This window comes from Lysinibacillus sphaericus (assembly GCF_000600105.1).
In the GTDB taxonomy this organism is placed as follows: Bacteria; Bacillota; Bacilli; order Bacillales_A; family Planococcaceae; genus Lysinibacillus; species Lysinibacillus sphaericus.
Genome location: NZ_CP006837.1, coordinates 4,093,984 through 4,120,396, shown reverse-complemented (window position 1 = coordinate 4,120,396; position 26,413 = coordinate 4,093,984). Strand labels below are relative to the sequence as shown.

Here is a 26,413-nt window from a genome sequence, read left to right as displayed (position 1 = left end):
GGTATAATGGATTACAAGTAAGGAAGAATAATCATGACATGGATTGGAAGGAAGAACAGTTTGGGCAAAAAGCAAATTTGGTATGAAGTAGAAGAAAATGAAACAATCGAACAATGTTTAGAGAGAATGCGTCAAGATGGATATATGGCGATGGGACGGAAGGAAGAGCCTATTTTTCATCTAGTAAATGGCGAACCAACGTATTTACGTCAAAAAATACAATTTAAAGCGATGTTATGTCAAGATTCTGACTAAATATGACTTAAAACCGAACGATATTTAGTGATGAAAATAAAATGTTCGCATTTTTGCATTGACGATAGTGTTTTCACTTGTTAAAATGTGATAAGGAAAACAATTAAATCCCTCATATATGCTAGAGAATTGGCTCTAGTGTCTCTACCCGGCACCGTAAATGCTGGACTATGCGGGAAAGCAACTTTTGGCATGTTACGGGAAGGTGTGTGTACAGATGTCTAAATCTGCATATTCTTTTCATAATAAGTCCTCAAGTAAGCTGCTTTCACGTGTATGGTAGAGAGTAGCTTATTTGAGGATTTTCTTTGTTCAAAAAGTAAAGAAATGCAGTGACTATTGAATAATAGAGGCTTGCACAATAATCGATCATTTTTCTATCGTTTAAAAGGAGCGACAATTCATGAATCCGAAAATCGGTGTCATTATGGGTAGTTCAAGTGACTGGGAAACTATGAAACATGCGTGTGATATTTTAGATGAATTACAAGTACCGTACGAGAAAAAAGTAGTATCAGCACATCGTACGCCTGATTTAATGTTTGAGTACGCTGAAGCAGCACGTGGGCGAGGTATTCAAGTGATTATTGCAGGTGCTGGAGGTGCAGCACATTTACCAGGTATGGTAGCAGCTAAAACAACATTACCTGTTATTGGCGTGCCAGTACAATCTCGTGCACTTAATGGTCTTGATTCACTGTTATCAATTGTACAAATGCCAGGTGGTGTACCTGTAGCAACTGTCGCAATCGGAAAAGCAGGTGCAACAAATGCAGGCTTGCTTGCAGCGCAAATTTTGTCGACAACAGACATAGAGCTTGCTAATAAACTAGATGCTAGACGCGAGGCGACGAAGCAACAAGTATTGGAAAGCACAGGTGACTTAGTGTGACGAAAATTATTTATCCAGGACAAACGATAGGTATTATCGGAGGAGGACAGCTTGGCCGTATGATGGCACTTGCTGCAAAGGAAGCAGGATTTAAAATAGCTGTTCTTGAGCCGACAATGGATTCACCATGTGGACAGGTTGCAGATATCCGAATTGTGGCACCTTATGATGATGAAGCTGCATTAGAGGAACTTGCAGAAGTCAGTGACGTTATTACGTATGAGTTTGAAAATATCGATTACGATGGTTTAAAACGATTAACTCAAATGGCTTACGTACCACAAGGAGCTGAATTAGTACGCATTACACAAAACCGCGTGACTGAGAAGGAAGCAATTGTGAAAGCTGGCTGTCCAGTAGCTCCTTATATAGTAGCTAATACATACGAGGAATTGGTCGCGAGTATTGACAAGATCAGTTATCCGTGTATCGTAAAAACTGCAAGAGGTGGCTATGATGGCAAAGGGCAGCAGCTTCTAAATTCAGCAGCGGATTTACCATTAGCAGAAGGGCTTTTCGCTCATTCACAATGTATTGCTGAAGGGTTTGTACCTTTTGTGAAAGAAGTATCAGTTATTGTACAGCGAAACGGTGACGGAGAATTATATTGTCAGCCTGTTGGTGAAAATATTCATGTTCATCATATTTTACACGAAACAATTGTACCTGCTCGTATCGAAAAGATGACAGCACAGTCTGCTGAGCAAGAGGCTATAAAAATAGCTGATTACTTAAATTTAGTAGGGACGCTGGCGGTAGAAATGTTCGTTTTAGAAAACGGCGAAATTATTATTAATGAACTAGCACCGAGACCACATAATTCTGGTCACTATTCAATAGAGGCATGTAATATATCACAATTCCATAAGCATATCCGTGCTATTTGTGGTTGGCCATTGCGCAAACCGCAACTTTGGGCACCATCAATAATGGTGAATGTATTAGGGCAGCATGTTATGCCACTTAGTAACTCAATTGCAAAATATCCTGAATGGTCATTGCATCTTTATGGGAAAGCTGAAGCTAAAGTGAACCGTAAGATGGGCCACGTAACGATTATGACAAAAGATTTAGAAGCAACATTACAACAAATCGAAAGTTCTGGCATTTGGTCAGAATAGAAGGAGATACGCAATGATTGAACGTTACACAAGACCCGAGATGGGCGCAATTTGGACAGAACAAAATAAATACCAAGCTTGGTTAGAGGTTGAAATTTTAGCATGTGAAGCTTGGGCGGAGATTGGCGATATTCCAAAAGAAGATGTAGCTAAAATTCGTGAAAATGCTTCATTTGATGTAAATCGTATTTTAGAAATTGAGAAAGAAACGCGTCATGACGTAGTGGCATTTACACGTGCTGTATCTGAAACACTTGGCGAAGAGCGTAAATGGGTGCACTACGGTTTAACTTCAACAGACGTGGTTGACACAGCCCTTTCTTATTTGATTAAACAAGCGAATGATATTTTACGAAAAGATATTGTGAATTTTATTGATATTATTGCAGCAAAAGCGAAAGAGCATAAACATACAGTTATGATGGGTCGTACACATGGTGTACATGCTGAACCAACAACGTTCGGTTTAAAATTAGGCTTATGGTATGAAGAAATGAAACGTAACTTAGAACGCTTTGAAGCAGCTGCTCAAGTGATTGAAACAGGTAAAATGTCTGGTGCAGTTGGCACATATGCAAATATCGATCCACGCGTTGAACAATACGTATGTGACAAATTAGGGCTCGCAGCATCACCTATTTCTACACAAACATTACAGCGTGACCGCCATGCACAATATTTAGGCGCTCTTGCATTAATTGCAACATCAATTGAAAAATTCGCAACTGAAATTCGTGGATTGCAAAAATCAGAAACTCGAGAAGTAGAGGAAGCCTTTGCAAAAGGACAAAAAGGTTCATCTGCTATGCCGCATAAACGCAATCCAATCGGCTCTGAAAACATGGTTGGTATGTCACGTTTAATGCGTGGTTACATGGTAACAGCTTACGAAAACGTAGCACTATGGCATGAGCGTGATATTTCACATTCATCTGCGGAACGAGTTATTTTACCGGATGCAACGATTACACTGAACTATATGTTAAATCGCTTCGGTAACATCGTGAAAAATTTAACAGTATTCCCTGAAAACATGAAACGTAATATGGGTCGTACATTTGGACTGATTTACTCACAAAGAATTTTATTAGCACTAATCGATAAAGGGTTAGTACGTGAGGAAGCGTATGATACAGTTCAACCATTAGCGATGCAGGCGTGGGACGAGCAAGTACAATTCCGTACGTTAGTTGATGCAAGTGAAAAAATCACTTCTTATTTAACGAAGGAAGAGTTAGATCATTGCTTTGATTACAACTACCACTTACAGCATGTAGATATGATTTTTGAACGTCTTGGACTTAACTAACAGTATTGAATCGATAGACAGTTAGTGCCACGACGGATGTTACGGGTTTTGAATCATACTTCAAGATTCAAAATCCATAACATCAATACGTCGAGGCGTATTTCATAATAATCTGGGGGAATGACGAAATGACGAAAGACCAACTTTTGTATGAAGGTAAAGCAAAAAAATTATATGCAACAGAAGATCCTACAATACTTTTAGTTGAATATAAGGATAGTGCAACAGCATTTAACGGTGAGAAAAAAGAGGAAATTGACGGGAAAGGCGTTTTAAATAATCGCATTACTTCATTAATTTTCGAAAAATTAAAAGCTAACGGAATTGCGTCACATTTCGTAAAACAATTGTCTGCTACAGAACAACTAGTGAAAAAGGTTGAAATCATTCCAATTGAAGTTGTTGTTCGTAACATAGCTGCAGGTAGCTTAGCAAAACGCCTTGGTTTAGAAGAAGGCACACCATTAAAACGCCCAATCGTAGAATTCTATTATAAGGATGATGCATTAGGCGATCCATTTATCACAACGGAGCATATTGATGTACTTGACCTTGCAACACCAGAAGAAGTAACAGCGATGTATGACGGTGCATTAGCTGTGAACAAAGTACTGCAACCAATTTTTGCTGATGTGGATGTCACGCTAATTGACTTTAAACTTGAATTTGGCCGTGATACGAACGGAGATGTACTATTGGCTGATGAAATCTCACCAGATACATGCAGACTTTGGGATACAAAAACAAAGCAAAAGTTGGACAAAGATGTCTTTCGTCGAGACCTTGGTAATTTAACTGAAGTATACACTATTATTCTTTCTAGACTCGGAGGCAAATAACAATGAAAAAAGTTAAAATTTACGTAACATTACGTGAGAGTATTCTAGATCCACAAGGTTCAGCAGTACAAGGTTCTTTAGCGAAAATGGGCTACGGTGAAGTAGAAGATTTACGTATCGGTAAATATCTTGAACTAACTGTCGGAGATTCTGCGCGCGATATTGATACTCTAGTAAAAGAAATGTGTGAAAAAGTTTTAACAAATGTAGTAATTGAGGACTACCGTTACGAAGTCGAGGAGGCTAACTAATCATGAAATTCGCAGTACTCGTATTCCCTGGGTCAAACTGTGACATCGATATGTATCATGCGATTAAAGACGAACTAGGTGAAGAAGTAGAATATGTATGGCACGCAGAAACAGATTTAAGTGGCTTTGACGGTATTCTAGTACCAGGCGGCTTCTCTTATGGTGACTATTTACGTTGTGGCGCTATGGCAAACCAATCCAATATTATGGCAGAAGTAAAAAAAGCAGCAGATGCGGGTAAGCCAGTCTTGGGTGTTTGTAACGGGTTCCAAATTCTAACAGAAGCAGGCTTATTACCAGGTGCTTTACTACGTAATAAAAACCTAAAATTCATGTGTCGTACAATACAGCTTAAAGTTGAAAACAACAATACATTATTCACAAATCAATATGAGCAAGGTCAAGTAATCAATATTCCAATCGCACACGGTGAAGGTAACTATTATTGTGACGAGGAAACATTACAAAAACTAAAAGATAACAATCAAATTGTGTTCACATACTCAGGAGAAAATCCAAACGGTTCTTTAGAAGATATCGCAGGGATTATTAACGAGCGCGGAAATGTATTAGGAATGATGCCTCACCCAGAACGAGCTGTCGATGCACTTGTGGGCGGAGCCGATGGTCTAGCAGTATTCAAATCAATTGTGAAGCAGTGGAGGGAAAATCATGTCAACAACTAAGTTTGAGCCAACAGCACAGCAAATTAAAGATGAAAAGCTATACGCTGGAATGGGGATGTCAGACGAAGAATTTGCAATGGTAGAAGGTATTCTAGGTCGCCTACCAAACTGGACAGAGACAGGTCTTTTCTCAGTAATGTGGTCTGAACACTGCTCATATAAAAATTCAAAACCAGTATTACGTAAATTCCCAACAAAAGGGCCACAAGTATTACAAGGTCCTGGTGAAGGTGCAGGGATTGTAGATATTGGTGATGAGCAAGCCGTTGTATTTAAAATGGAATCACATAACCACCCTTCGGCAATCGAGCCGTATCAAGGTGCAGCAACAGGTGTTGGCGGTATTATTCGCGATGTATTCTCAATGGGTGCACGTCCAATTGCGATGCTAAACTCATTACGCTTCGGAGAGTTAAAATCAGCACGTGGTAAATATTTATTCGAAGAAGTAGTTGCTGGTATTGCTGGCTATGGTAACTGTATCGGGATTCCAACTGTTGGTGGCGAAATTCAATTCGACCCTTGCTACGAAGGTAATCCATTAGTAAATGCAATGTGCGTTGGGCTAATTGATCACAAGGATATTCAACGTGGTATTGCTGCGGGTGTAGGAAATACAGTGATGTACGTAGGAGCAAAAACAGGTCGTGATGGTATCCATGGAGCGACGTTTGCCTCTGAAGAATTAACAGAGGAATCAGAAAATCAACGTCCAGCTGTGCAAGTAGGTGACCCATTTATGGAAAAACTACTACTTGAAGCTTGTTTAGAAGTTGTAAAATCTGATGCGCTAGTTGGTATTCAAGATATGGGTGCTGCGGGTCTTACTTCATCTTCAGCAGAGATGGCTTCTAAAGCTGGATCTGGTGTAGAAATGAACCTAGATTTAGTACCACAACGTGAAACAGGTATGACTGCATATGAGATGATGTTATCTGAATCTCAAGAACGTATGTTATTAGTTGTGAAAAAAGGTCGCGAAGATGAAATTAAAGCGATTTTCGATAAATATGATTTAGATGCAGTAGCAATTGGTGTTGTAACAGATGATAAAATGTTGCGTTTACTGCACAAAGGTGAAGTTGTGGCGAATGTACCAGCAGATGCATTAGCAGAAGATGCGCCAGTTTATCATAAGCCATCTGCTGAGCCTGCATACTACGCACAGTTCCAAGCAATGGACAATGCAGAACCAGTTGTAACAGATTATAAAGAAACGTTAAACGCATTGTTACAAGCACCTACGATTGCTTCAAAAGAATGGGTTTACGATCAATACGATTATCAAGTTCGTACATCAACAGTTGTGGCACCTGGTTCAGATGCTGCAGTTATCCGTGTACGTGGCACAAATAAAGGTCTTGCGATGACTACAGACTGTAACTCTCGCTATATTTACCTTGATCCTGAAGTGGGCGGCGCGATTGCAGTAGCAGAAGCAGCGCGTAATATTGTCGCAACGGGTGGTACACCACTTGCTATTACAGACTGCTTAAACTTTGGTAATCCAGAGAAGCCAGAAATTTTCTGGCAAATTGAAAAATCTGCCGACGGTATTTCAGCAGCATGTACTGCACTCAATGCACCAGTAATCGGTGGTAACGTTTCTTTATACAATGAACGTTCCGGCGAAGCCGTTTATCCAACACCAACAATCGGTATGGTAGGTCTAATCGAAGACTTAGCACATGTAACAACGCAAGATGTGAAAGCAGCTGGCGATGTAGTATTTGTTATCGGTGAAACGAATACTGAATTTGGTGGTTCAGAACTTCAAAAATTATTAAATAACGGTGTCATCTCAGGAAAAGCACCTGCTATTAACCTAGAAGTAGAAGCAGCTCGTCAACAAGCATTGTTGAAAGCAATTAAAGCAGGACTTGTACAATCTGCACATGACGTAGCAGAGGGTGGTCTTGCTGTAGCACTTGCAGAAACGACATTTGGTGCACAAGGTTTAGGCATTGATGTAACACTAACAGGCTCTGCAACAACGGCTTTATTCAGTGAAACACAATCCCGTTTCGTTGTAACAGTCAAAGAAGAAAATGCAACTGCATTTGTAGAAACTGTAAAAGATGCACAAAAAATCGGTGTCGTAACAAACGATGCGCTTGTTAAAATCAACGGTGACAACGGTGTGCTTGTAGAAGGTACAGTGGAGGAATTCCGTTCTAATTGGAAAGGAGCAATCCCATGCTTGCTGAACTCAGAGGCTTAAACGAAGAATGTGGGGTGTTTGGTATTTGGGGTAACCCAAATCCAGCACACCTTAGTTATTACGGGCTTCATGCTCTTCAACACCGTGGACAAGAAGGTGCTGGTATCGTCGTTTCTGACGGTCTACACCTGCGCGCGGTGAAAGGCGAAGGATTAGTAAATGATGTTTTCAACGAAGAGAAATTAAAAGCAGTGGACGGAAAAGCGGCAATTGCCCATGTTCGTTATACGACTGCTGGCGGTGGCGGAATCGAAAATGTACAGCCATTACTATTTCATTCATCAACAGGTAGCCTTTCAATTGCTCATAACGGTAACTTAGTCAATGCGACACACTTAAAACAGTATTTAGAGCGTCAAGGTAGTATTTTCCACTCTAGCTCAGATACAGAAGTGTTAGCGCATCTTATTAAGAAAAGCTCGCATTCACCATTCCGAGCAAAGGTGAAAAATGCCCTTTCGTTATTAAAGGGAGCGTATTCATTCTTAATTATGACCAAAGATGAAATGCTTGTTGCACGTGATCCACATGGTCTACGTCCTCTATCTCTTGGAAAACTAGGAGACGGTTGGGTTGTTGCTTCTGAAACTTGTGCTTTTGATTTAATAGGAGCAGAGTTTATACGTTCTGTGGAACCAGGTGAATTATTAATAATAAACGATGAAGGTGTAAAATCAGATCGTTTTGCAGATATGGAAAATCGCGCAATGTGTGCGATGGAGTATGTATACTTAGCACGTCCTGATTCCGATATTGATGGCATTAATGTGCATATGGCACGTAAACGTATGGGGAAACAACTCGCACGTGAATGCGCACATATTGAAGCGGATGTCGTAACTGGTGTACCTGACTCAAGTATTTCAGCAGCAATTGGCTTTGCTGAAGAAAGCGGTATTCCATATGAGCTAGGGTTAATAAAAAACCGCTATGTTGGTCGTACATTTATTCAACCGACCCAAGAATTGCGTGAACGTGGTGTAAAAATGAAGCTGTCACCTGTTGTGCAAGTTGTCAAAGGGAAACGCGTTGTAATGGTGGATGATTCAATTGTTCGTGGTACAACATCACGCCGTATTGTCAAAATGCTAAAGGATGCAGGTGCAGCAGAGGTGCATGTTGTGATTTCTTCTCCACCAATGACGGATCCTTGTTATTACGGTATTGATACTTCAACACATGAAGAGTTGATTGCTTCGAGCCATAGTGTGGATGAAATAAGAGACGCAATTGGTGCTGATTCACTAACATTCCTTTCAGTTGAAGGCATGGTCGAAACGATTGCACGTCCATTTGAGGATGAAAATAAAGGTCTTTGCTTAGCATGTTTTACAAGCAAATACCCAACAGAAATTTTTCCAGATACAATCTTACCACACGAAAAAGAACTGTTACGCTAAGTGTATGTTAATCAATAAAGCCTTGTTGGAGTACCCACATTCAAACGATGTTGGGTATCCTCTAAAGGTGAAAATGACATTGAGTTAGGATTGATATTCCCAGCATGATGTTGAACATAATTTTGTACGACTCTCTATATGTAAAAGTTAGGGTTTTGTGCTGAATTAATTTAAAGGAGGATCTCTGCATGTCAAAAGCATATGAACAAGCAGGTGTAAATATTGAAGCGGGCTACGAAGCTGTTAAACGAATGAAGTCTCACGTTGAACGTACGAATCGACTAGGCGTGATGGGTACATTTGGAGGCTTTGGTGGTATGTTTGACTTGTCAGAACTAAATCTTAAAGAACCTGTTTTAATTTCAGGGACAGATGGTGTTGGGACAAAATTAAAATTAGCTTTCATGGTAGACAAGCACGATACAATTGGCGTGGACTGTGTTGCTATGTGTGTAAACGATATTGTAGCGCAAGGTGCAGAACCACTTTACTTTTTAGATTACGTGGCACTTGGTAAAGCAGAACCAGCGAAAATTGAACAAATCGTCAAAGGTGTTGCAGATGGCTGTGTGCAATCTGGTGCTGCTTTAATCGGTGGTGAGACTGCGGAAATGCCAGGTCTTTATGAAGAAGATGAGTATGATTTAGCAGGATTTGCTGTAGGCGCTTGTGAAAAATCAGCAATCGTAACAGGTGAAAAAATTGTTGAAGGTGATGTGCTTATTGGATTAGCGTCAAGCGGCGTCCATTCGAACGGCTATTCATTAGTGCGTAAAATCGTGTTTGCTGACAACGGCTATGCAGTGGATGCAGTTGTTGAAGGCTTCGAAGACTTAGGCCCAATTGGTGAAGCACTGTTAGTCCCAACTAAATTATATGCAAAACCAGTTCTTGCAACATTAAAAGCGGCTGATGTGCATGGTTGTGCACATGTAACGGGTGGCGGTTTCTATGAGAACTTACCACGTATGATGCCAGAAGGCTTAGCAACAGAAATTGACCTAGGTTCTTGGCCGGTTCTTCGTATTTTCGAATTTTTAAAAGAAAAAGGTCAGCTTGAAGATAAAGATTTGTATAATGTCTTCAATATGGGCATTGGTTTCGTATTGGCTGTACCAGCAGCAGAAGCAGATAAAGTTATTGCTACAGCAGAAGCGAATGGTGAAAAAGCATACAAAATCGGTCGCGTTGTGAAAGGCGAGGGCGTTGTATTTAACGGCTCACATGATGGGAGCTTAGTGTAATGACTGCACCAGTAAAAATTGCCGTCTTTGCTTCAGGGAGCGGCAGTAATTTCCAAGCGATTCAAGAAGCGATTGAACGTGGCGAACTACATGCTAAAGTGGAGCTTGTTGTGACAGATAAGCCTGCTGCATTTGTTGTGACGCGTGCTGAAAAATTTGGTATCCCCGTCCTAGCTTTAAATCCAAAAGAATTTGCATCGAAAGCAGACTACGAAACGGCGATTATTGAAGCCTTACGTGAATGTGGTGTGCAGTGGATTGTACTTGCAGGGTATATGCGTCTAATTAGCGAAGTATTATTGGCGGCATATCCACAGCGTATTGTGAATATCCACCCTTCACTGTTACCATCCTTCCCAGGCAAAGATGCTATTGGACAAGCAATTGCACATGGTGTGAAAGTGACGGGTGTTACGGTGCATTTTGTAGATGAAGGCATGGATACAGGGCCTATTATTGCACAAGCTGCAGTTGCTGTTATCGAAGGTGATCGTGAGGCAACTGAAATGGCCATTCATCAGCAAGAGCATGTGTTATATACAAAAGCATTACAACAATTATTAAAGTAATGGATTGGTAGGTAGTTAGGTTTGGCTCATTGTAACAGGAAACGCTAGTTGTTCCTGTAAGATTCGCTCAAATCATGATGAACTCCGCTCAAGTAGAACGAGTCGTTCAATAAGCACCTAACGCCGCTAAATCAAGATGGATAGATAATTCGTGGCTTTACACGAGACAAATTAGGAGGATTTCGTTGTGACAAAACGTGCATTAATCAGTGTTTCCAATAAAGATGGTATTTTAGAATTTGCCAAAGAATTAGTGGCATTAGGTTATGAAATTTTATCAACTGGTGGTACAAAAAAAATGTTACAGGACAATAATGTCGCAGTAACAGCAGTGGATGAAGTAACAAAATTCCCAGAAATTTTAGATGGGCGTGTAAAAACTTTAAATCCAATGATCCACGGTGGACTATTAGGGAAATTCGATGATGCTTCTCATCAAGCGCAAATGAATGAGCATGGAATTGAACCAATTGAAATTGTTTGTGTTAATCTTTATCCGTTTGTTGAAACAATTTCAAAGCCTAATGTAACATGGGATGATGCCATCGAAAATATCGATATTGGTGGTCCAACAATGCTACGTTCAGCAGCTAAAAATCATCAATATGTAACAGTCATTGTAGATAGCAATGACTATGCAACTGTATTAGAAGAATTGAAAGCAACTGGTGCTACAACGATTGAAACACGTCGTAAGCTAGCAGCAAAGGTTTTCCGTCACACAGCAGCGTATGATTCTTATATTTCAAATCACTTAACAGAGGAAGCGTTCCCTGAAAGCCTAACGCTTACTTATGAATTAAAGCAAAACTTACGTTACGGTGAAAATCCTCATCAAAAAGCCGCGTTTTATCAAAAACGTCTTGGTTCGGATTTCTCATTAGCTTATGCTACGCAATTACACGGAAAAGAATTATCATACAATAACATTCAAGATGGTAATGCCGCACTTCAAATCGTGAAAGAATTTGAAATGCCTGCAGCAGTTGCTGTGAAGCATATGAATCCATGTGGTGTTGGTACAGGTGTAACGCTAGAAGAAGCTTTTGACAAAGCATATGCAGCCGATCCTACATCTATTTTCGGTGGAATTATTGCATTGAACATGGAAGTAGATGCGGCAACGGCAGAAAAGTTAAGCCATATTTTCTTAGAGATTATTATTGCGCCATCTTTCACGCAAGAAGCATTAGATATTCTTACACAAAAGAAAAATATTCGCTTATTAACAATTCCATTTGAGCAAGCTAAAAAAGATCAATTTAACGTTGTCTCTGTTGAAGGTGGCTTACTTGTACAAGAGCCAGACAGCTATGGCTTTGGTGATGCAGACATTAAAGTAGTGACAGATAGAGAGCCTACTGACAAAGAATGGGAAGCATTACAACTTGGCTGGGCTGTAGTTAAACATGTGAAATCAAATGCAATCGTTGTAACAGATTCTCAAATGACATTAGGTGTTGGCGCTGGTCAAATGAACCGTGTAGGTGCTGCGAAAATCGCTTTCGAACAAGCTGGTGATAAAGCAAAAGGTGCTGCTTTAGCATCTGACGCATTCTTCCCTATGAATGATACAGTAGAAGCAGCTCATGCGGCAGGAATTACAGCCATTATTCAACCAGGTGGCTCTATTAAAGACCAAGATTCGATTGATAAAGCAAATGAGTACGGCATTGCAATGGTGTTTACAGGCGTACGTCACTTCAAGCATTAATCATCGCTATATAAAAATATACAAATAATAAAGGGTTTGTCCTAATAAGGAAAATAGTATACTGGGAGCGTTTCTAGTATACTATTTTTTCTATAAAAGCATATAAATGCTCTAACTCACATGAGGTTCGAAGGATTTACTTAGAGCAGCTTATTAGACAGCTCTTACTCTTAAAGAGGAGGATTCACTAATTATGAACGTATTAGTTATAGGAAGTGGCGGTCGTGAGCATGCAATTGCCAAACAATTTAGCATTTCTCCGTCCGTAAAAAAAGTATTCGTAGCGCCAGGTAATGATGGGATGCGAGAAGATGTAGAAGTTGTTGCGATTGACACAATGGATTTTGCAGGACTTGCACAATTTGCTAAAGAAAACGAAGTAGATTTAACATTTGTTGGTCCAGAGCAACCACTTGCAGAAGGGATTGTCGATTTCTTTACGCAACGTGGTTTACGCGTATTTGGTCCAACGAAGGCAGCAGCGCAAATTGAAAGCAGTAAATCATATGCCAAAGATATTATGAATAAATATCATATTCCTACCGCTGCACATGCAACATTTACAGAATCAGAAAAAGCGATTGACTATATTAAAGCCCAAGGTGCACCAATTGTTATTAAGGCAGATGGCTTAGCGGCTGGTAAAGGTGTAGTAGTAGCTATGACAGAAGAAGAAGCGATTGATGCCGTACAGGATATGATCGGGAATCAGCGTTTTGGTGAGTCTTCATCTCGTGTAGTGATTGAAGAATTCCTTGATGGTGAAGAATTCTCCTTTATGTCTTTTGTACATAAAGGACAAATTTATCCAATGGTGATTGCACAAGACCATAAACGGGCTTATGACGGCGATAAAGGACCAAACACAGGTGGCATGGGTGCATATTCTCCTGTTCCACAAATATCGCAGGATGTAGTGGATGTCGCCTATAAAACAGTAGTTGAGCCGACTGTTAAAGGAATGGAAGCAGATGGGGTATCATTTACGGGTATTTTGTATGCGGGTCTAATTTTAACAAAAACGGGTCCTAAAGTAATCGAATTCAATGCGCGCTTTGGTGATCCAGAAACGCAGGTCGTCCTTCCACGCATGCAATCCGATTTCGGTGCCTTTATGAACGCATTAATGGAGGAAAAACCATTTGATTTGCAATGGTCAAATGAAGCGATGTTAGGCGTTGTTATTGCTGCTGAAGGATATCCTGGTGATGTGGAGAAAGGAAATGCGTTACCGAACTTAGAAACACTTTCAGCTTCACATGCAGTCTACCATGCAGGTACGAAGTTTGTAGATGGAAAATATGTAGGGAATGGTGGGCGTGTTTTACTTGTCGCGGCAAAAGCATCTACCTTACAAGAAGCACAAGAAAAAGTTTATGCTGGCATTGCCACAGTTGAATGGAACAACTTCTTCTATCGCAAAGATATTGGCTGGCGTACATTTAAATAACATTTACAAATATTTTTCATAGACTTTTCATTTCTCTAAAAAGTAAGGAGCCGTCTCAAATTTGTATTGAGACGGCTTCTTTGACTAAGAAGGATTTTGTGCTTTTGTTGTAGAATTTTTACTGTCCGAGGAATGTTGGTTTGAAGTGCTGGTGTCAGATGAGTTAGAAGCACTTGCAGTTATATCTGACGAATTACCAGTAATCGCAGAGGAGAAATCCTTCATTAGCTTACCAATCTGTTCAGAGGACATTGGATTTTGTTCAGAAGACATAGAATTTTGCCCACTGAACATACTTTGCATAGAGGTGTTCATGGCAGTTTCCACATTTGTGTTTAACATTGCCTTTGCAGGACAATATTTAAAAATACCCTCAGCCATTTTCATTGCCCCTAATGCGATCATCAGTCGACTTTTCAAACAGTTAGGATTTCTTGAAACTTTAGCGATACCAAATGCCGTCATACTTGTGCCAAGGGCAAAACGGCAAAAGGCATTTTTATCACTAAGATTTGCTTGTTGCATCATATCATTTCCTCCTTTAGTCATAGTGGAAAAATAAAGCGGGGTGCACTTTGCTTTATGAAAGTGCTGTGTTACGATTGAAACAAGATGATTGCATAAAGCATTATTTTGCTTCATGTTGCAGATAATCTGAAATGAAGATGTACATGGCTCGGTTTTTGAAAGGCGTCAACTTGTGAGTCCTATTCAAAATGCGAACGCCAATACATCCATATGCACAATGAATGCAAAAGCGTTTATGCAGTAGTAGTATGTGAATTCAAATAGGAATTACACAATGAAATTTTACGCAAATTAGGAAGGAGCGATTTACATGGATCCAGTATGGAAAATTACAGAATTGCGTCAGCATTTAGCTGTTATAGATGGCAAAAAATCGCCTAATATTGTCTTAAAAAATGCACGTTATTTACATAGCATGCTGAAACAATGGGTGATAGGGAATATTTGGATTGCAGGAGACCGTATCGTGTATGCGGGAGAAAAAATGCCTCCAGTAATAGATGGAACAGAAATAGTAGATTGTTCGGATAAAACGATTGTACCTGGCTACATTGAACCACATGTTCATCCGTTCCAGTTGTATCATCCTCAATCCTTTGCTGATTTTTGTGGGCAACTTGGGACTACAGCTTTTATATCGGATAATTTAAGCTTCGTCTTATCTTTAGAAAACAAGAAAGCGTTTTCAATATTAGATGACTTAAAGAAATTACCGTTTTCGTTTTATTGGTGGACGCGCTTTGATTCACAAACAGAAATGGAGCAAGAGGAAGAAATTTTTTCAAACACTTCGATTTTAGAATGGTTAGAACGTGACGATGTATTGTTAGGTGGAGAGCTAACGGGCTGGCCTCGTTTACTGCATGGTGATGATTTAATGCTTTATCGCATGCAAATGGCGAAAGGATATGGTAAAAAGATTGAAGGTCATTTTCCGGGTGCATCAGAGCGCACTTTAGCGCGGATGAAATTACTTGGTGCAGATGGAGACCACGAAGCCATGACGGTGGAAGAAGTAGAACGTCGTATTATGCAAGGATTTGCCGTAACGCTTCGTCATTCTTCAATTCGTCCAGATTTACCAAATCTATTGAAAGGAATCGTAGAAAAACAACTACCGATATTCGACCATCTAATGATGACAACGGATGGCTCAACACCATCATTCCATCAGGATGGTGTGATGGATAAATGTATTCAAGTCGCATTAGATGCAGGGGTTTCACCAATCGATGCTTACCAAATGGCATCCTATAATGTTGCGCGTTATTACAATATGTCGAACTTACATGGTTTTATTGCGACGGGACGCTTTGCCTCACTAAATATTCTACAAGATGAATATCATCCAATACCGGAAAGTGTACTATCAAAAGGTGTTTGGTTAAAGCGTGATGGAGAACGGGTGCATCGTTTTGCTGACATAGATTATTCAGCAATTCCTTCTTTTGATTTGGACTTTTCGCTAACCTCTCATGATTTCCAATTTTCAATGCCATTTGGAATTGAATTAGTAAATGACGTTATAACGAAACCTTATAATTCATTGATTACACGAGAAGGGCAGCTTGCAAACCATGATGAAAGTTATTTAATGCTGATTAATCGAAGTGGTAACTGGCATGTTAATACGATGATTAAAGGTTTTGCCACAAACGTTCAAGGTTTTGCCTCCTCCTATTCAAATACTGGGGATATTTTGCTTATCGGCAAAAATAAAGACGATATGCAAAAGGCATTTGAAGAGATGAAGGCAATGCGTGGAGGCATTGTGCTTGTAGAAAAGGGAGAGGTCGTAGCATCTGTTCCGTTAACTATCGGTGGTATTCTGTATCAAGGGAATATGGAGGAACTGACAGTGAAGGAGCTTGATTTAAAACAAGCATTGGCAGAACGTGGCTATCGTTTAGGAGATGCCATTTATACTTTGCTATTTTTACAATCTACGCATTTGCCGTATATTCGAATAACACCAAAAGGGATTTTTGATGTCCTGAAGAATAAATTATTATTACCAGCAGTAATGCGGTAGTTAAAGTAGTACAATTTATATAGCGCCAGAGCACCAGCAAATAGACATTACATCAGAGCGGCATTGACTAAAGGAGAGTAATGCAAGTGTTAAAATCAAAAAAACTACTAGTTGGCTTAGCATTAAGCGCCTTGTTCATCGGTGGATGTTCAAAAGATGCATCTGAATCAGATGAGGAAGCAACGAAAGTAGATGACAAGCCAGCTATTGAAGAGCCTGCAAAGCAAGAGACATTTGTGGCACCGTTAACAGGAGAGAGTGTTGAAGAAGAAGTAACACAGCGTCCAATTATAGTGACCATTAATAATCATCCTGCCGCACGCCCTCAATCAGGTTTGGCATCCGCAGATATTATTTATGAAATGCTAGCTGAAGGAGACGTTACGCGTTTACTAGCAGTCTATCAAAGTGATTTACCAGAAAACATTGGCCCAGTACGAAGTGCACGTTCATATTTTGTAGATATGGCAAAAGGTCTTGGGGCATTTTATGTCGCACATGGCTACAGCCCAGAGGCAAAAGCGATGCTTAGCAATAATGTTGTGGATAATATAAATGGTATGAATTACGATGGTACACTGTTTAAACGCTCGAATGATCGCGTAGCTCCACATAACTCTTATATTACCTCTGAAAATATATTAAAAGGTGCTGAAAAAGTAGGCGCTTCAATGAATTACAGTGAAAAAGTGCATCAGGCTTTTTATGAACCCGATGAACGTGGTAAAATAGGCGTTGAAACAAGTCAAGTTGACATTAACTATGGGAATAGTAATTATTTCCACAATACGTATGTGTACGATCATCAAACGAATCGTTATGGACGACAATCGGCAGGCGTGGAAACGAAAGATATGTTGACAGGCGAAGCATTAACATTTGCAAATGTGTTATTTTTTGAAATGAATCACCAAACAATTGATAATGTGGGTCGTCAAGATATTGATTTAACCTCTGGTGGAAATGCGTATGTATTGCAAAATGGTTATTTAAGAGAAGTAAAATGGGCTAATATCGATGGATTACCAATGGCTGTCGAAGAATCTGGTGACCTTGTAAAGCTAGTTCCAGGAAAGTCATGGGTTCATTTCGTACCAGCTTCACCAGGGTTACAAGCAATGGTGAAAACGCAGCCTTAAGAGGGAGGAAAACTGTATGCAAATCGAAAAAATTCGAGGGCATCAAACAGATCAGTTATTTAAAGCAGTACTAGAACTGAAGGACATTGAAGAATGCTATAAATTTTTTGATGATTTATGTACGATTAGTGAAATTCAATCACTAGCACAACGCTTTGAGGTAGCACATTTATTACGTTTAAAGAAAACCTATGAATCCATTAAAAAGGAGACAGGGGCAAGTACCGCAACAATTTCTCGTGTACGTCGCTGCTTTGATTATGGTAACGATACATATGATGAAATGTTAGGTCGTTTGTATCCAGATGAAAAGCCGTTTCAAGCACCAAAAGAATAGTAGGTAAGAGGCTGGGTAGAGTTTCTGCTCAGTCTTTTATATTTTTTTGTAGAGAGCCATAAGCTATACTTGTAAACGAATAGATAGAAAATGATAGGTGGTAAAATAGATGGATTATTTAGAGTGGAGACATGTGTTCAAGTTAGACCCAGCAAAGGACATATCGGATGAAGCACTAGAAAAAATTTGTGAATCTGGAACGGATGTTATTTTGGTTGGCGGCACAGATGGCGTAACATTAGATGGCGTATTAGATTTGCTTGTTCGTGTGCGTCGCTTTGAAGTACCAATAGCGCTGGAAATTTCAACAATTGATGCAGTAACGCCTGGCTATGACTATTATTTTATTCCAACGGTGTTAAATAGTGATGACCCGAAATGGATTAAAAATTTACACCATGAGGCTATTAAAGAATATGGCGATATTATGGTTTGGGATGAGTTAGTAGCTGAAGGGTATTGTATTTTAAATCCAAATTGTAAAGTTGCAGAAGTAACACAAGCGAATACCGATTTATCGACGGATGATGTAGTGGCCTATGCACGAATGGCAGAAAACTTCTTTAAACTGCCTGTATTTTATTTAGAATATAGTGGAGAATATGGCGATATTGCAATAGTACGTGCGGTGAAAAATGAATTGCAAAATACAAAGCTCTTTTACGGTGGTGGCATAACTTCTTCTAAGCAAGCTGCTGAAATGGCACAAGTTGCTGATACTGTAGTTGTGGGAAATATTATATATGAGGATTTAAAAGCTGCACTTTCGACTGTTAAGGCTGTAAAAAATGCGATATAATTAAGAACAAATGTTTGTAAGGCGGTGCGAAATGGAGCATTTAACAAAAAACTTATTAGTAGGTATGAACCCCGAACAGGAAAAAGCAGTAAAAACAACTGAAGGGCCATTGCTAATTATGGCAGGCGCTGGTTCGGGCAAAACGAGAGTACTAACACATCGTATTGCGTACTTAATCATAGAAAAAGAAGTATACCCATCAAAGATTTTAGCGATTACGTTCACGAATAAGGCTGCTCGTGAAATGAGAGAGCGGATAGATGGCATTCTCGGAAATGGAACGGGCGACAGCATGTGGGTATCAACATTTCACTCGATGTGCGTACGCATTTTGCGCCGTAATATCGAGCAACTAGGTATTTCACGCAACTTCTCGATTTTAGATTCGACAGATCAGCTATCAGTTATTAAAAATGTCTTAAAAGATGAAAATATTGACCCTAAGCGTTTTGAACCACGTGCTATTTTAAATGCGATTAGTTCAGCAAAAAATGAATGCATAACTGCAGATGAATATGCAGCGCAAATCAATGAACATAATCCGTATGAAAAAACGGTTGCCCTTGTTTATAAAGGCTATGAAAAAAAATTACGACGCAATCAGTCACTAGATTTTGATGATTTAATCATGACAACGATTACCTTATTTAAACGAGTACCTGAAGTATTAGAATACTATCAAAATAAATTTCAATATATACATGTTGACGAATATCAAGATACTAATAAATCGCAATATTTATTAGTGCAACTACTTGCGAAAAAATTTAAAAATATTTGTGTCGTAGGGGATTCCGACCAATCCATTTATCGTTGGCGAGGCGCTGATATTGGCAATATTTTATCGTTCGAAAAAGATTATCCAAATGCTAAGGTCATTATGTTAGAGCAAAATTATCGCTCTACAAAGCGCATCCTCCAAGCGGCAAATGACGTCATTCAAAATAATACAAGCCGTTATCCGAAAGAGCTGCGCACAGAAAATGCACATGGTGAAAAAATTGCTTTATATAAAGCATATAATGAGCAGGAAGAAGCGCAGTTTGTCGTGCAAACAATCCAACAGCTTATGGAGAAGGAAAATCGTTCATTTGATGATTTCGCCATCTTATACCGTACAAATGCACAGTCTCGTGTGATGGAAGAAGTGCTTGTGAAGTCCAATATGGCGTATCAAATTGTGGGTGGTACAAAATTCTATGACCGTAAAGAAATAAAGGATTTATTGGCGTATTTACGTCTAATCGCCAACAATGACGATGATTTATCGCTTGCGCGTATTATCAACGAACCGAAGCGTAGTATTGGTGCTACCTCATTTGAAAAAATGGCACGCTATGCAATTGATCAGGATCGCTCCATTTTTGATGCGATGAATGATCTAATCTTTATGGGACTAACAGGAAAAGCTGCTGCTTCAGCGGAACATTTTTATGCAATGATTAAAGGTTTTACAGAAATGCAAAATTACTTATCTGTGACGGAAATCGTGGAACAAGTAATTGAGAAATCAGGCTATCGTGCGATGTTACAAAACGAAAAGTCCATTGAAGCGGAAAGTCGTTTAGAAAATATTGAGGAATTTTTATCTGTAACAAAAGCATTTGAAGAACGCAGTGAAGATAAGAGCTTAATTGCCTTCTTGACGGACTTAGCTCTTATTGCCGATATCGATGCGCTTGACAAGGAAGATGCATCAAAAGGCAATATTATTTTAATGACGATGCATGCTGCAAAAGGATTAGAATTCCCTGTCGTTTTCATTATTGGCATGGAAGAAAATATTTTCCCTCACTCTCGTTCTTTAGACGACAACGATGAAATGGAAGAGGAACGACGACTGGCATATGTTGGCATTACACGGGCAGAGGAACGGTTGTATTTAACATGTGCACAATCGCGTACGATTTTTGGTCGTTCAAGCTTTAACAATGCTTCCCGTTTCTTACGTGAAATTTCAGAGGACATTTTAGAGTCAATTTCCAAAGGTGGTTCAAAACCTGAAGTACCATTTGCATCAAGTAATCGCTCGTCTAGTGGGTATTCAAAACGCACACTTGGCGCGCAACAGCATACACAACCAGCAACTGCACGCCTGCAAGCAACTGGAGGCGACCAATTCGGTTGGAAGGCTGGGGATAAAGCGATTCATAAAAAATGGGGAACAGGTATGGTTGTTAGCGTAAAAGGTGAAGGTGATAGTACAGAACTTGATATCGCATTTCCACAACCAATCGGTATTAAGCGACTATTGGCGCAATTTGCACCTATTGAAAAAGCGTAAGCGGAGGAACTTAAATGAATGAAATTGAACAGCGCATAGCGGAGTTAAATAAATTATTGCATGAATATGGGCATGCGTATTACGTGCTAGATAACCCTCTAGTTGCAGATAGTGTATATGACCAGCTATTACATGAACTCATTGCATTAGAAGAGGCAAATCCTTCACTTATTTATCCTGATTCACCAACACAACGTGTAGGCGGTGCAATCGTAGAAGGATTTAAGAAAGTGACGCATGATTATCCGATGCTAAGTCTGTCAAACGCATTTAATGAAGCGGACTTACAAGAGTTTGACCGTAAAATTCGTCAAGCAATCGGCGATCACTTTTCTTATGTTTGCGAATTAAAAATAGATGGTCTTGCTATTTCATTAAAATATGAGAATGGTGTTTTTGTACAAGGAGCTACACGCGGTGATGGCGTTGTAGGAGAAGATATAACAGCGAATTTAAAAACGATTCGTGCTGTGCCACTGCGCTTAAAAGAACCAATTACGATTGAAGTACGTGGCGAAGCCTATATGCCTAAAAAATCATTTGAAAAATTGAATGCCCAGCGAGCAGAAAATGGCGAAGAATTATTTGCAAATCCTCGCAATGCCGCTGCTGGCTCATTGCGTCAATTAGATCCTAAAATTGCCGCAAGTCGTCAATTATCAACCTTTATCTATGCAATTGGGGGAGATGGTGAGGCGTACGGAATTGATGGACATGGCGAAATGCTAGATTATTTAGAAGGAATCGGCTTCCCTTCAAATAAGGAGCGTCAACGTTGCGCGTCCATTGAGGAAGTATTGTCCTTTATTGAATATTGGACAGAAAACAGACCGAATTTAGCCTATGAAATTGATGGTATTGTTATCAAAGTCGACCGTTTTGCACAGCAGGATGAACTCGGCTATACGGCAAAAAGTCCAAGATGGGCAATTGCCTACAAATTCCCCGCTGAAGAAGTTGTCACAACATTACTTGATATTGATTTAACAGTAGGGCGCACTGGCGTTGTCACACCAACTGCGATTTTAGCACCGGTACTGGTAGCTGGAACTACAGTGCAACGCGCCTCTCTACACAATGAAGATTTAATTCGCGAGAAGGATATTCGCATTGGAGATACCGTCATTATCCGAAAAGCTGGGGATATTATTCCTCAAGTAGTCGGGGTATTATTAGAGCAACGTCCAGAAGATTCAACTCCTTACGAAATGCCGCCAAATTGCCCGGTATGTGATAGTGAGCTGATTCGAATTGAGGGGGAGGTTGCCTTACGCTGTGTGAATCCAGCTTGTTTTGCCCAAATTGCAGAGAGCATCAAGTACTTTGTCTCCCGTAACGCCATGAATATTGATGGGCTTGGAGAGAAGGTTGTCGAGCAACTGTTGCGCGCTGATTTAATTCATGATGTATCCGATCTATATCAGTTAACAGTGGAGCAATTAGTAGAGTTGGAACGAATGGGTGAGAAATCAGCTACCAACCTAGTGAAAGCTATTCAAGCATCTAAGGACAATTCGATGGAACGTCTATTGATTGGGTTAGGAATACGACATGTTGGAGAGAAGGCAGCGAAAATCGTGTCAGAGGAATTTGAGACGATGGAGGCGGTGATGGCTGCATCTGAAGAACAACTTGTTGCGATTCATGAAATTGGCGATAAAATGGCCTCGTCACTCGTTGAGTATTTTGCTAATGAAGATGCCCGTGCTGTTATTAAACGACTTGCTGAAGCGGGTGTCAATATGACATATAAAGGCAAAAAGGTGGAAGTAATCGTAGGAGACAATCCATTTGCAGGGAAAACAATTGTATTAACTGGTAAACTTGAGCAATTGACACGGAACGATGCAAAGGCGAAAATAGAAGAGTTAGGTGGAATTGTCACAGGCAGTGTTAGTAAGAAAACAGACCTTGTTATTGCTGGTTCGGATGCAGGTTCCAAACTAACGAAAGCACAACAACTAGGCATTGAAATTTGGAACGAAGATGACCTAATTGAGCAACTGACTTAACATCATTTAAAGTAAAGTTTCATAACGCAAGAAAACAGTAAAGCATGAAGAATATTTGCGCCCGAAAATTAGTGGCGTCAAATATAATTTGTACAAGACGAATCTGATATTAGTAAAGGGGTACTAACATAATGAAGTCATTTCGACTCATTCCAGCAATTGTAGCTGCTGCAATGCTAGTCGGCTGTGTGCCTTCGAATAAGAAGGAGACAGAGCTTACACAGGAAACGCAACAGGAAAAAGCGGAAACAACGATTATTCCTAGTCTACAGATTGATGAATCTTTTTATAAAACACTCATTCCATATAAAGAAAGTGCAAGCCGTGGATTAGTCGTTTCAAATATTTACACGAAGTATGATATGAAGGAAGTTGAAACAGGGTTAATGCGTCTTTCTCAAAATGAGTTTGACACAGAAAATTATTACTTCCAAGAAGGGCAATATTTAGCTGAAAGCACAGTAAGCTCCTGGTTAGCGCGTAGTTCACAAACGGAGGATGGTTTAAATCCTCCGACAACAGACGCTATGACGCCAGAAGAACGTGCAACAAAAGCACCTGTTTATTTAGCCCATATTGTCGAGCAAAACTACTTAAAGAAAACGGATGATAACAAAGTGAAACTAGGTGGTATTTCAATCGGGCTTGCTTTGAATTCTATTTATTATTATCAGAAAGAACAATATGGGGAGTATTACGAGGAGCCTATTCCGGAGTCTGCTCTTATTGAACAAGGCAAAAAGATGGCGGCTGAAATCGTTTCCCGTATGCGTACACGTGATGAACTAAAAGATGTACCAATTGTCGTTGGGCTATTTAAACAGCGAGCGCGCAATGAAATAATTCCAGGTACGTATTTTACTTATGGTGTTGCCAAAGAAGGGCAAAATGATATTGGCGATTGGCAGGCGCTAGATGAAGAATATGTGATGTTCCCTACAGATGACACACATGATGCTTATCGAGATGTAAGTAATAATTTTAAAAACTTCAAACAAGATGTTGATAAATATTTTTCTAACTATACGAGTGTCATCGGCACTGGCTTCTATCAAAATAAAAAAATACAAAAGCTCTCAATTGAAATTCCAATCCAATTTTTCGGCACGGCTGAAATTATTGGTTTCACACAATATTTGACGGGCGTCCTTATCAATCAATTTGATAATATTAATGTCGAAGTGAGCATTACATCGGTTAATGGTCCAGAAGCTTTAATTATGAAAGAAGCGAATGATAAAGACCCATATGTACACGTGTATGAGTAAACAATAGTCAGCCTTGTGCTGGCTATTTTTTAATGAAATGAGAACAAGACATAGTATGTAATAAGCCTCAAAGTACGGAAATGCGCTATGGATGATGTTGTCCATTTCAACAATAGAAGACATCATAAGACAACACTTTGTCATAGTAGTGAAAGTTTCTATATTTTTGGTGAAAGTTGTGATTTTTAGTAGGAAAAATGTTATGATAATGGGCATGGTTAACTTTATTCAACCCTATTGTTATCGATAAAAACAATGAATTGGATAGTATTCGGAGGTGTGAACAATGGCAAAATTAACAAAAGAAGAGGTTAAGCACGTTGCGAATTTAGCACGTCTTGCAATTACAGAAGAAGAAGCGGAAAAATTTGCTGAGCAACTTGGGAAAATTACTGACTTTGCAGAGCAGTTAAACGAGTTAGATACTACAAATGTTGAACCAACAACACACGTTTTACCATTAGTAAACGTAATGCGTGAAGACGTGGCAACAAAAGGTTTAGACCGCGATGTAATGATGTTAAATGTAAAAGAACAAGAAGATGGTCAAGTAAAAGTACCAGCTATCATGTAATACTAAAACATAGGAGGATTCCTCATGACGTTATTTGAACGTTCAGCAAAGGAGCTACAAGCTGATATTAAAGCTGGTAACCTAACAATCGCTGACTTAACAAAAGAAGCATATGAACGAGTGGCAAAGCTTGACGGTGATGTACAAGCTTTCCTTGCTTCAAACGAAGAAAAAGCAACTGCACAAGCAGCTGAAATGGACAAAGTACCATTTGAAAAACGTGGACCACTTTTTGGTCTTCCTATTGGCGTGAAAGACAATATCGTAACAGAAGGCTTAGAAACAACATGTGCTTCTAAAATTCTTGAAGGATTTATGCCAATATACGATGCAACTGTTGTAAATAAGCTACGCGAAGCGGGCATGATTACAATCGGAAAATTAAACATGGATGAGTTTGCAATGGGTTCTTCAAATGAAAACTCATACTATAAAACAACAAAAAATCCATGGAACTTGAACCACGTACCAGGTGGCTCATCAGGTGCATCTGCGGCAGCAGTAGCAGCAGGCGAAGTGCCATTTTCACTTGGTTCAGATACAGGTGGCTCAATCCGCCAACCTGCAGCATATTGCGGTGTCGTAGGGATGAAACCTACATATGGTCGTGTATCTCGTTTTGGACTAGTAGCATTTGCTTCTTCATTAGACCAAATCGGACCAATTACACGTAATGTTGAAGACAATGCGCTTCTATTAGAAGCCATTTCAGGCTTAGACCCTAACGATTCAACTTCAGCAAATGTAGAAGTACCAAACTTCGCAGCAGCACTAACTGGCGATGTGAAAGGCTTACGTATTGCTGTACCAAAAGAATTTTTAGGTGAAGGTGTTGGCGAAGCAGCACGTCAATCCGTACTGGATGCATTAGAAGTACTAAAAGGCTTAGGTGCAACAGTAGAAGAAGTATCACTTCCTCATTCTAAATATGCACTTGCAGCTTACTATATCCTATCTTCTTCTGAAGCTTCATCAAACCTTTCTCGTTTCGATGGGATCCGTTACGGCTTCCGTGCTGAAAACGTGACGAATTTAATGGACCTTTACAAAGAAACACGTGCGCAAGGCTTTGGTGATGAAGTAAAACGTCGTATCATGCTAGGAACATATTCTCTTAGCGCAGGTACTTATGACGCTTACTACAAAAAAGCGCAACAAGCACGTACACTTATCAAAGCAGACTACGACAAAGTATTCGAAGACTTTGATGTAATCATTGGGCCTACTGCACCAACACCAGCATTTAAAATTGGTGAAAATGTAGATGATCCGATGACGATGTATGCCAACGATATTTTAACAATTCCTATGAACTTAGCAGGTGTGCCAGCCATTTCAATTCCATGTGGTTTTGAAAATGGTCTACCATTAGGCTTGCAAATTATCGGTAAATACTTCGATGAAGCAACAATTTACCGTGTAGCGCATGCGTTCGAGCAAGCTACTGCGTTCCATAAAGAAGTTCCTCAAATTTGGGAGGGAAAATAAC

General features: G+C 39.7%; 23 protein-coding genes and 1 riboswitch. Of the genes, 22 read left to right on the top strand and 1 reads right to left on the bottom strand.

The window, feature by feature from the left end:
- Positions 1–60: 60 nt before the first annotated feature.
- The 13 genes from T479_RS20000 to purD all read left to right on the top strand — a co-directional run bounded on the left by T479_RS20000 (position 61) and on the right by purD (position 13,951).
- Positions 61–255 carry an NETI motif-containing protein gene (locus T479_RS20000; protein ID WP_024364453.1) on the top strand — a complete coding sequence of 65 codons (195 nt, stop codon included), beginning with the start codon at positions 61–63 and terminating at the stop codon, positions 253–255.
- A 92-nt stretch (positions 256–347) separates the two neighbouring features.
- Positions 348–446: riboswitch (purine riboswitch) on the top strand.
- A gap of 212 nt (positions 447–658) precedes the next feature.
- Positions 659–1,147: a 5-(carboxyamino)imidazole ribonucleotide mutase gene (gene purE, locus T479_RS19995; protein ID WP_024364454.1), complete on the top strand. Its 489-nt coding sequence runs from the start codon at positions 659–661 to the stop codon at positions 1,145–1,147.
- Positions 1,144–2,268, top strand: a complete 1,125-nt coding sequence (gene purK / locus T479_RS19990; RefSeq protein WP_025220662.1) for a 5-(carboxyamino)imidazole ribonucleotide synthase — start codon at positions 1,144–1,146, stop codon at positions 2,266–2,268. The genes purE and purK overlap by 4 nt, the downstream gene beginning before the upstream one ends.
- A gap of 13 nt (positions 2,269–2,281) precedes the next feature.
- Entirely contained in the window at positions 2,282–3,577 is a 1,296-nt protein-coding gene (purB, locus tag T479_RS19985) for an adenylosuccinate lyase (protein ID WP_024364456.1), read from the top strand.
- A 128-nt stretch (positions 3,578–3,705) separates the two neighbouring features.
- Complete coding sequence (gene purC, locus T479_RS19980) at positions 3,706–4,416, top strand: phosphoribosylaminoimidazolesuccinocarboxamide synthase (RefSeq protein WP_025220661.1); 711 nt, start codon at positions 3,706–3,708, stop codon at positions 4,414–4,416.
- Between the two features lie 2 nt (positions 4,417–4,418).
- A complete protein-coding gene (gene purS, locus T479_RS19975) occupies positions 4,419–4,667 on the top strand; it encodes a phosphoribosylformylglycinamidine synthase subunit PurS (RefSeq protein ID WP_024364458.1) in 249 nt (82 codons plus the stop codon).
- A 2-nt stretch (positions 4,668–4,669) separates the two neighbouring features.
- Positions 4,670–5,353: a phosphoribosylformylglycinamidine synthase subunit PurQ gene (gene purQ / locus T479_RS19970; RefSeq protein WP_025220660.1), complete on the top strand. Its 684-nt coding sequence runs from the start codon at positions 4,670–4,672 to the stop codon at positions 5,351–5,353.
- Positions 5,340–7,574, top strand: a complete 2,235-nt coding sequence (gene purL, locus T479_RS19965; RefSeq protein ID WP_025220659.1) for a phosphoribosylformylglycinamidine synthase subunit PurL — start codon at positions 5,340–5,342, stop codon at positions 7,572–7,574. Before purQ ends, purL begins: the two co-directional genes overlap by 14 nt.
- Positions 7,550–8,974: an amidophosphoribosyltransferase gene (gene purF, locus T479_RS19960; protein ID WP_024364461.1), complete on the top strand. Its 1,425-nt coding sequence runs from the start codon at positions 7,550–7,552 to the stop codon at positions 8,972–8,974. The genes purL and purF overlap by 25 nt, the downstream gene beginning before the upstream one ends.
- A 188-nt stretch (positions 8,975–9,162) precedes the next feature.
- Positions 9,163–10,218 (top strand): phosphoribosylformylglycinamidine cyclo-ligase, encoded by a 1,056-nt coding sequence (purM, locus tag T479_RS19955; RefSeq protein WP_024364462.1) that lies wholly within the window; start codon positions 9,163–9,165, stop codon positions 10,216–10,218.
- Complete coding sequence (purN, locus tag T479_RS19950; RefSeq protein ID WP_025220658.1) at positions 10,218–10,787, top strand: phosphoribosylglycinamide formyltransferase; 570 nt, start codon at positions 10,218–10,220, stop codon at positions 10,785–10,787. Before purM ends, purN begins: the two co-directional genes overlap by 1 nt.
- Positions 10,788–10,974: 187 nt before the next feature.
- Positions 10,975–12,501: a bifunctional phosphoribosylaminoimidazolecarboxamide formyltransferase/IMP cyclohydrolase gene (purH, locus tag T479_RS19945; RefSeq protein ID WP_025220657.1), complete on the top strand. Its 1,527-nt coding sequence runs from the start codon at positions 10,975–10,977 to the stop codon at positions 12,499–12,501.
- Between the two features lie 193 nt (positions 12,502–12,694).
- Positions 12,695–13,951 (top strand): phosphoribosylamine--glycine ligase, encoded by a 1,257-nt coding sequence (gene purD / locus T479_RS19940; RefSeq protein ID WP_025220656.1) that lies wholly within the window; start codon positions 12,695–12,697, stop codon positions 13,949–13,951.
- 84 nt (positions 13,952–14,035) lie between these two features.
- Here purD and T479_RS19935 read toward each other — a convergent pair whose 3' ends face one another.
- Positions 14,036–14,479 (bottom strand): YgaP-like transmembrane domain, encoded by a 444-nt coding sequence (locus T479_RS19935; protein ID WP_025220655.1) that lies wholly within the window; start codon positions 14,477–14,479, stop codon positions 14,036–14,038.
- Between the two features lie 310 nt (positions 14,480–14,789).
- On the opposite strand from T479_RS19935, the gene T479_RS19930 reads away from it, so the two are divergent.
- The 9 genes from T479_RS19930 to gatA all read left to right on the top strand — a co-directional run bounded on the left by T479_RS19930 (position 14,790) and on the right by gatA (position 26,412).
- Positions 14,790–16,511 carry an adenine deaminase C-terminal domain-containing protein gene (locus tag T479_RS19930; RefSeq protein WP_024364467.1) on the top strand — a complete coding sequence of 574 codons (1,722 nt, stop codon included), beginning with the start codon at positions 14,790–14,792 and terminating at the stop codon, positions 16,509–16,511.
- An 86-nt stretch (positions 16,512–16,597) separates the two neighbouring features.
- Positions 16,598–17,650, top strand: a complete 1,053-nt coding sequence (locus tag T479_RS19925) for a DUF3048 domain-containing protein (RefSeq protein WP_024364468.1) — start codon at positions 16,598–16,600, stop codon at positions 17,648–17,650.
- Between the two features lie 16 nt (positions 17,651–17,666).
- Positions 17,667–17,987, top strand: coding sequence for a YerC/YecD family TrpR-related protein (locus T479_RS19920; protein ID WP_004225717.1), 321 nt, complete (start codon positions 17,667–17,669; stop codon positions 17,985–17,987).
- Positions 17,988–18,096: 109 nt separating this feature from the next.
- Positions 18,097–18,786 carry a heptaprenylglyceryl phosphate synthase gene (locus T479_RS19915; protein ID WP_024364469.1) on the top strand — a complete coding sequence of 230 codons (690 nt, stop codon included), beginning with the start codon at positions 18,097–18,099 and terminating at the stop codon, positions 18,784–18,786.
- Positions 18,787–18,817: 31 nt separating this feature from the next.
- Positions 18,818–21,070, top strand: a complete 2,253-nt coding sequence (gene pcrA, locus T479_RS19910; RefSeq protein ID WP_025220654.1) for a DNA helicase PcrA — start codon at positions 18,818–18,820, stop codon at positions 21,068–21,070.
- A gap of 14 nt (positions 21,071–21,084) precedes the next feature.
- Positions 21,085–23,082, top strand: a complete 1,998-nt coding sequence (gene ligA, locus T479_RS19905; protein ID WP_025220653.1) for an NAD-dependent DNA ligase LigA — start codon at positions 21,085–21,087, stop codon at positions 23,080–23,082.
- A 131-nt stretch (positions 23,083–23,213) separates the two neighbouring features.
- On the top strand, positions 23,214–24,350 hold the full coding sequence (locus T479_RS19900) for a CamS family sex pheromone protein (RefSeq protein WP_024364472.1): 1,137 nt from the start codon (positions 23,214–23,216) through the stop codon (positions 24,348–24,350).
- 286 nt (positions 24,351–24,636) lie between these two features.
- Positions 24,637–24,924, top strand: coding sequence for an Asp-tRNA(Asn)/Glu-tRNA(Gln) amidotransferase subunit GatC (gene gatC / locus T479_RS19895; RefSeq protein ID WP_024364473.1), 288 nt, complete (start codon positions 24,637–24,639; stop codon positions 24,922–24,924).
- A 24-nt stretch (positions 24,925–24,948) separates the two neighbouring features.
- Positions 24,949–26,412: an Asp-tRNA(Asn)/Glu-tRNA(Gln) amidotransferase subunit GatA gene (gene gatA, locus T479_RS19890; RefSeq protein WP_025220652.1), complete on the top strand. Its 1,464-nt coding sequence runs from the start codon at positions 24,949–24,951 to the stop codon at positions 26,410–26,412.
- The last annotated feature ends 1 nt before the right edge of the window (position 26,413 follow it).

Coding starts and splice junctions, on each gene's coding strand:
- purN (WP_025220658.1), top strand. CDS start 10,218: ATGACTGCACCAGTAAAAATTGCCGTCTTTGCTTCAGGGAGCGGCAGT.
- purD (WP_025220656.1), top strand. CDS start 12,695: ATGAACGTATTAGTTATAGGAAGTGGCGGTCGTGAGCATGCAATTGCC.
- T479_RS19930 (WP_024364467.1), top strand. CDS start 14,790: ATGGATCCAGTATGGAAAATTACAGAATTGCGTCAGCATTTAGCTGTT.
- gatA (WP_025220652.1), top strand. CDS start 24,949: ATGACGTTATTTGAACGTTCAGCAAAGGAGCTACAAGCTGATATTAAA.
- pcrA (WP_025220654.1), top strand. CDS start 18,818: ATGGAGCATTTAACAAAAAACTTATTAGTAGGTATGAACCCCGAACAG.
- purC (WP_025220661.1), top strand. CDS start 3,706: ATGACGAAAGACCAACTTTTGTATGAAGGTAAAGCAAAAAAATTATAT.
- purF (WP_024364461.1), top strand. CDS start 7,550: ATGCTTGCTGAACTCAGAGGCTTAAACGAAGAATGTGGGGTGTTTGGT.
- purM (WP_024364462.1), top strand. CDS start 9,163: ATGTCAAAAGCATATGAACAAGCAGGTGTAAATATTGAAGCGGGCTAC.
- T479_RS19920 (WP_004225717.1), top strand. CDS start 17,667: ATGCAAATCGAAAAAATTCGAGGGCATCAAACAGATCAGTTATTTAAA.
- T479_RS19900 (WP_024364472.1), top strand. CDS start 23,214: ATGAAGTCATTTCGACTCATTCCAGCAATTGTAGCTGCTGCAATGCTA.
- T479_RS19915 (WP_024364469.1), top strand. CDS start 18,097: ATGGATTATTTAGAGTGGAGACATGTGTTCAAGTTAGACCCAGCAAAG.
- purB (WP_024364456.1), top strand. CDS start 2,282: ATGATTGAACGTTACACAAGACCCGAGATGGGCGCAATTTGGACAGAA.
- purL (WP_025220659.1), top strand. CDS start 5,340: ATGTCAACAACTAAGTTTGAGCCAACAGCACAGCAAATTAAAGATGAA.
- ligA (WP_025220653.1), top strand. CDS start 21,085: ATGAATGAAATTGAACAGCGCATAGCGGAGTTAAATAAATTATTGCAT.
- gatC (WP_024364473.1), top strand. CDS start 24,637: ATGGCAAAATTAACAAAAGAAGAGGTTAAGCACGTTGCGAATTTAGCA.
- purQ (WP_025220660.1), top strand. CDS start 4,670: ATGAAATTCGCAGTACTCGTATTCCCTGGGTCAAACTGTGACATCGAT.
- T479_RS19935 (WP_025220655.1), bottom strand. CDS start 14,479: ATGATGCAACAAGCAAATCTTAGTGATAAAAATGCCTTTTGCCGTTTT.
- purS (WP_024364458.1), top strand. CDS start 4,419: ATGAAAAAAGTTAAAATTTACGTAACATTACGTGAGAGTATTCTAGAT.
- purE (WP_024364454.1), top strand. CDS start 659: ATGAATCCGAAAATCGGTGTCATTATGGGTAGTTCAAGTGACTGGGAA.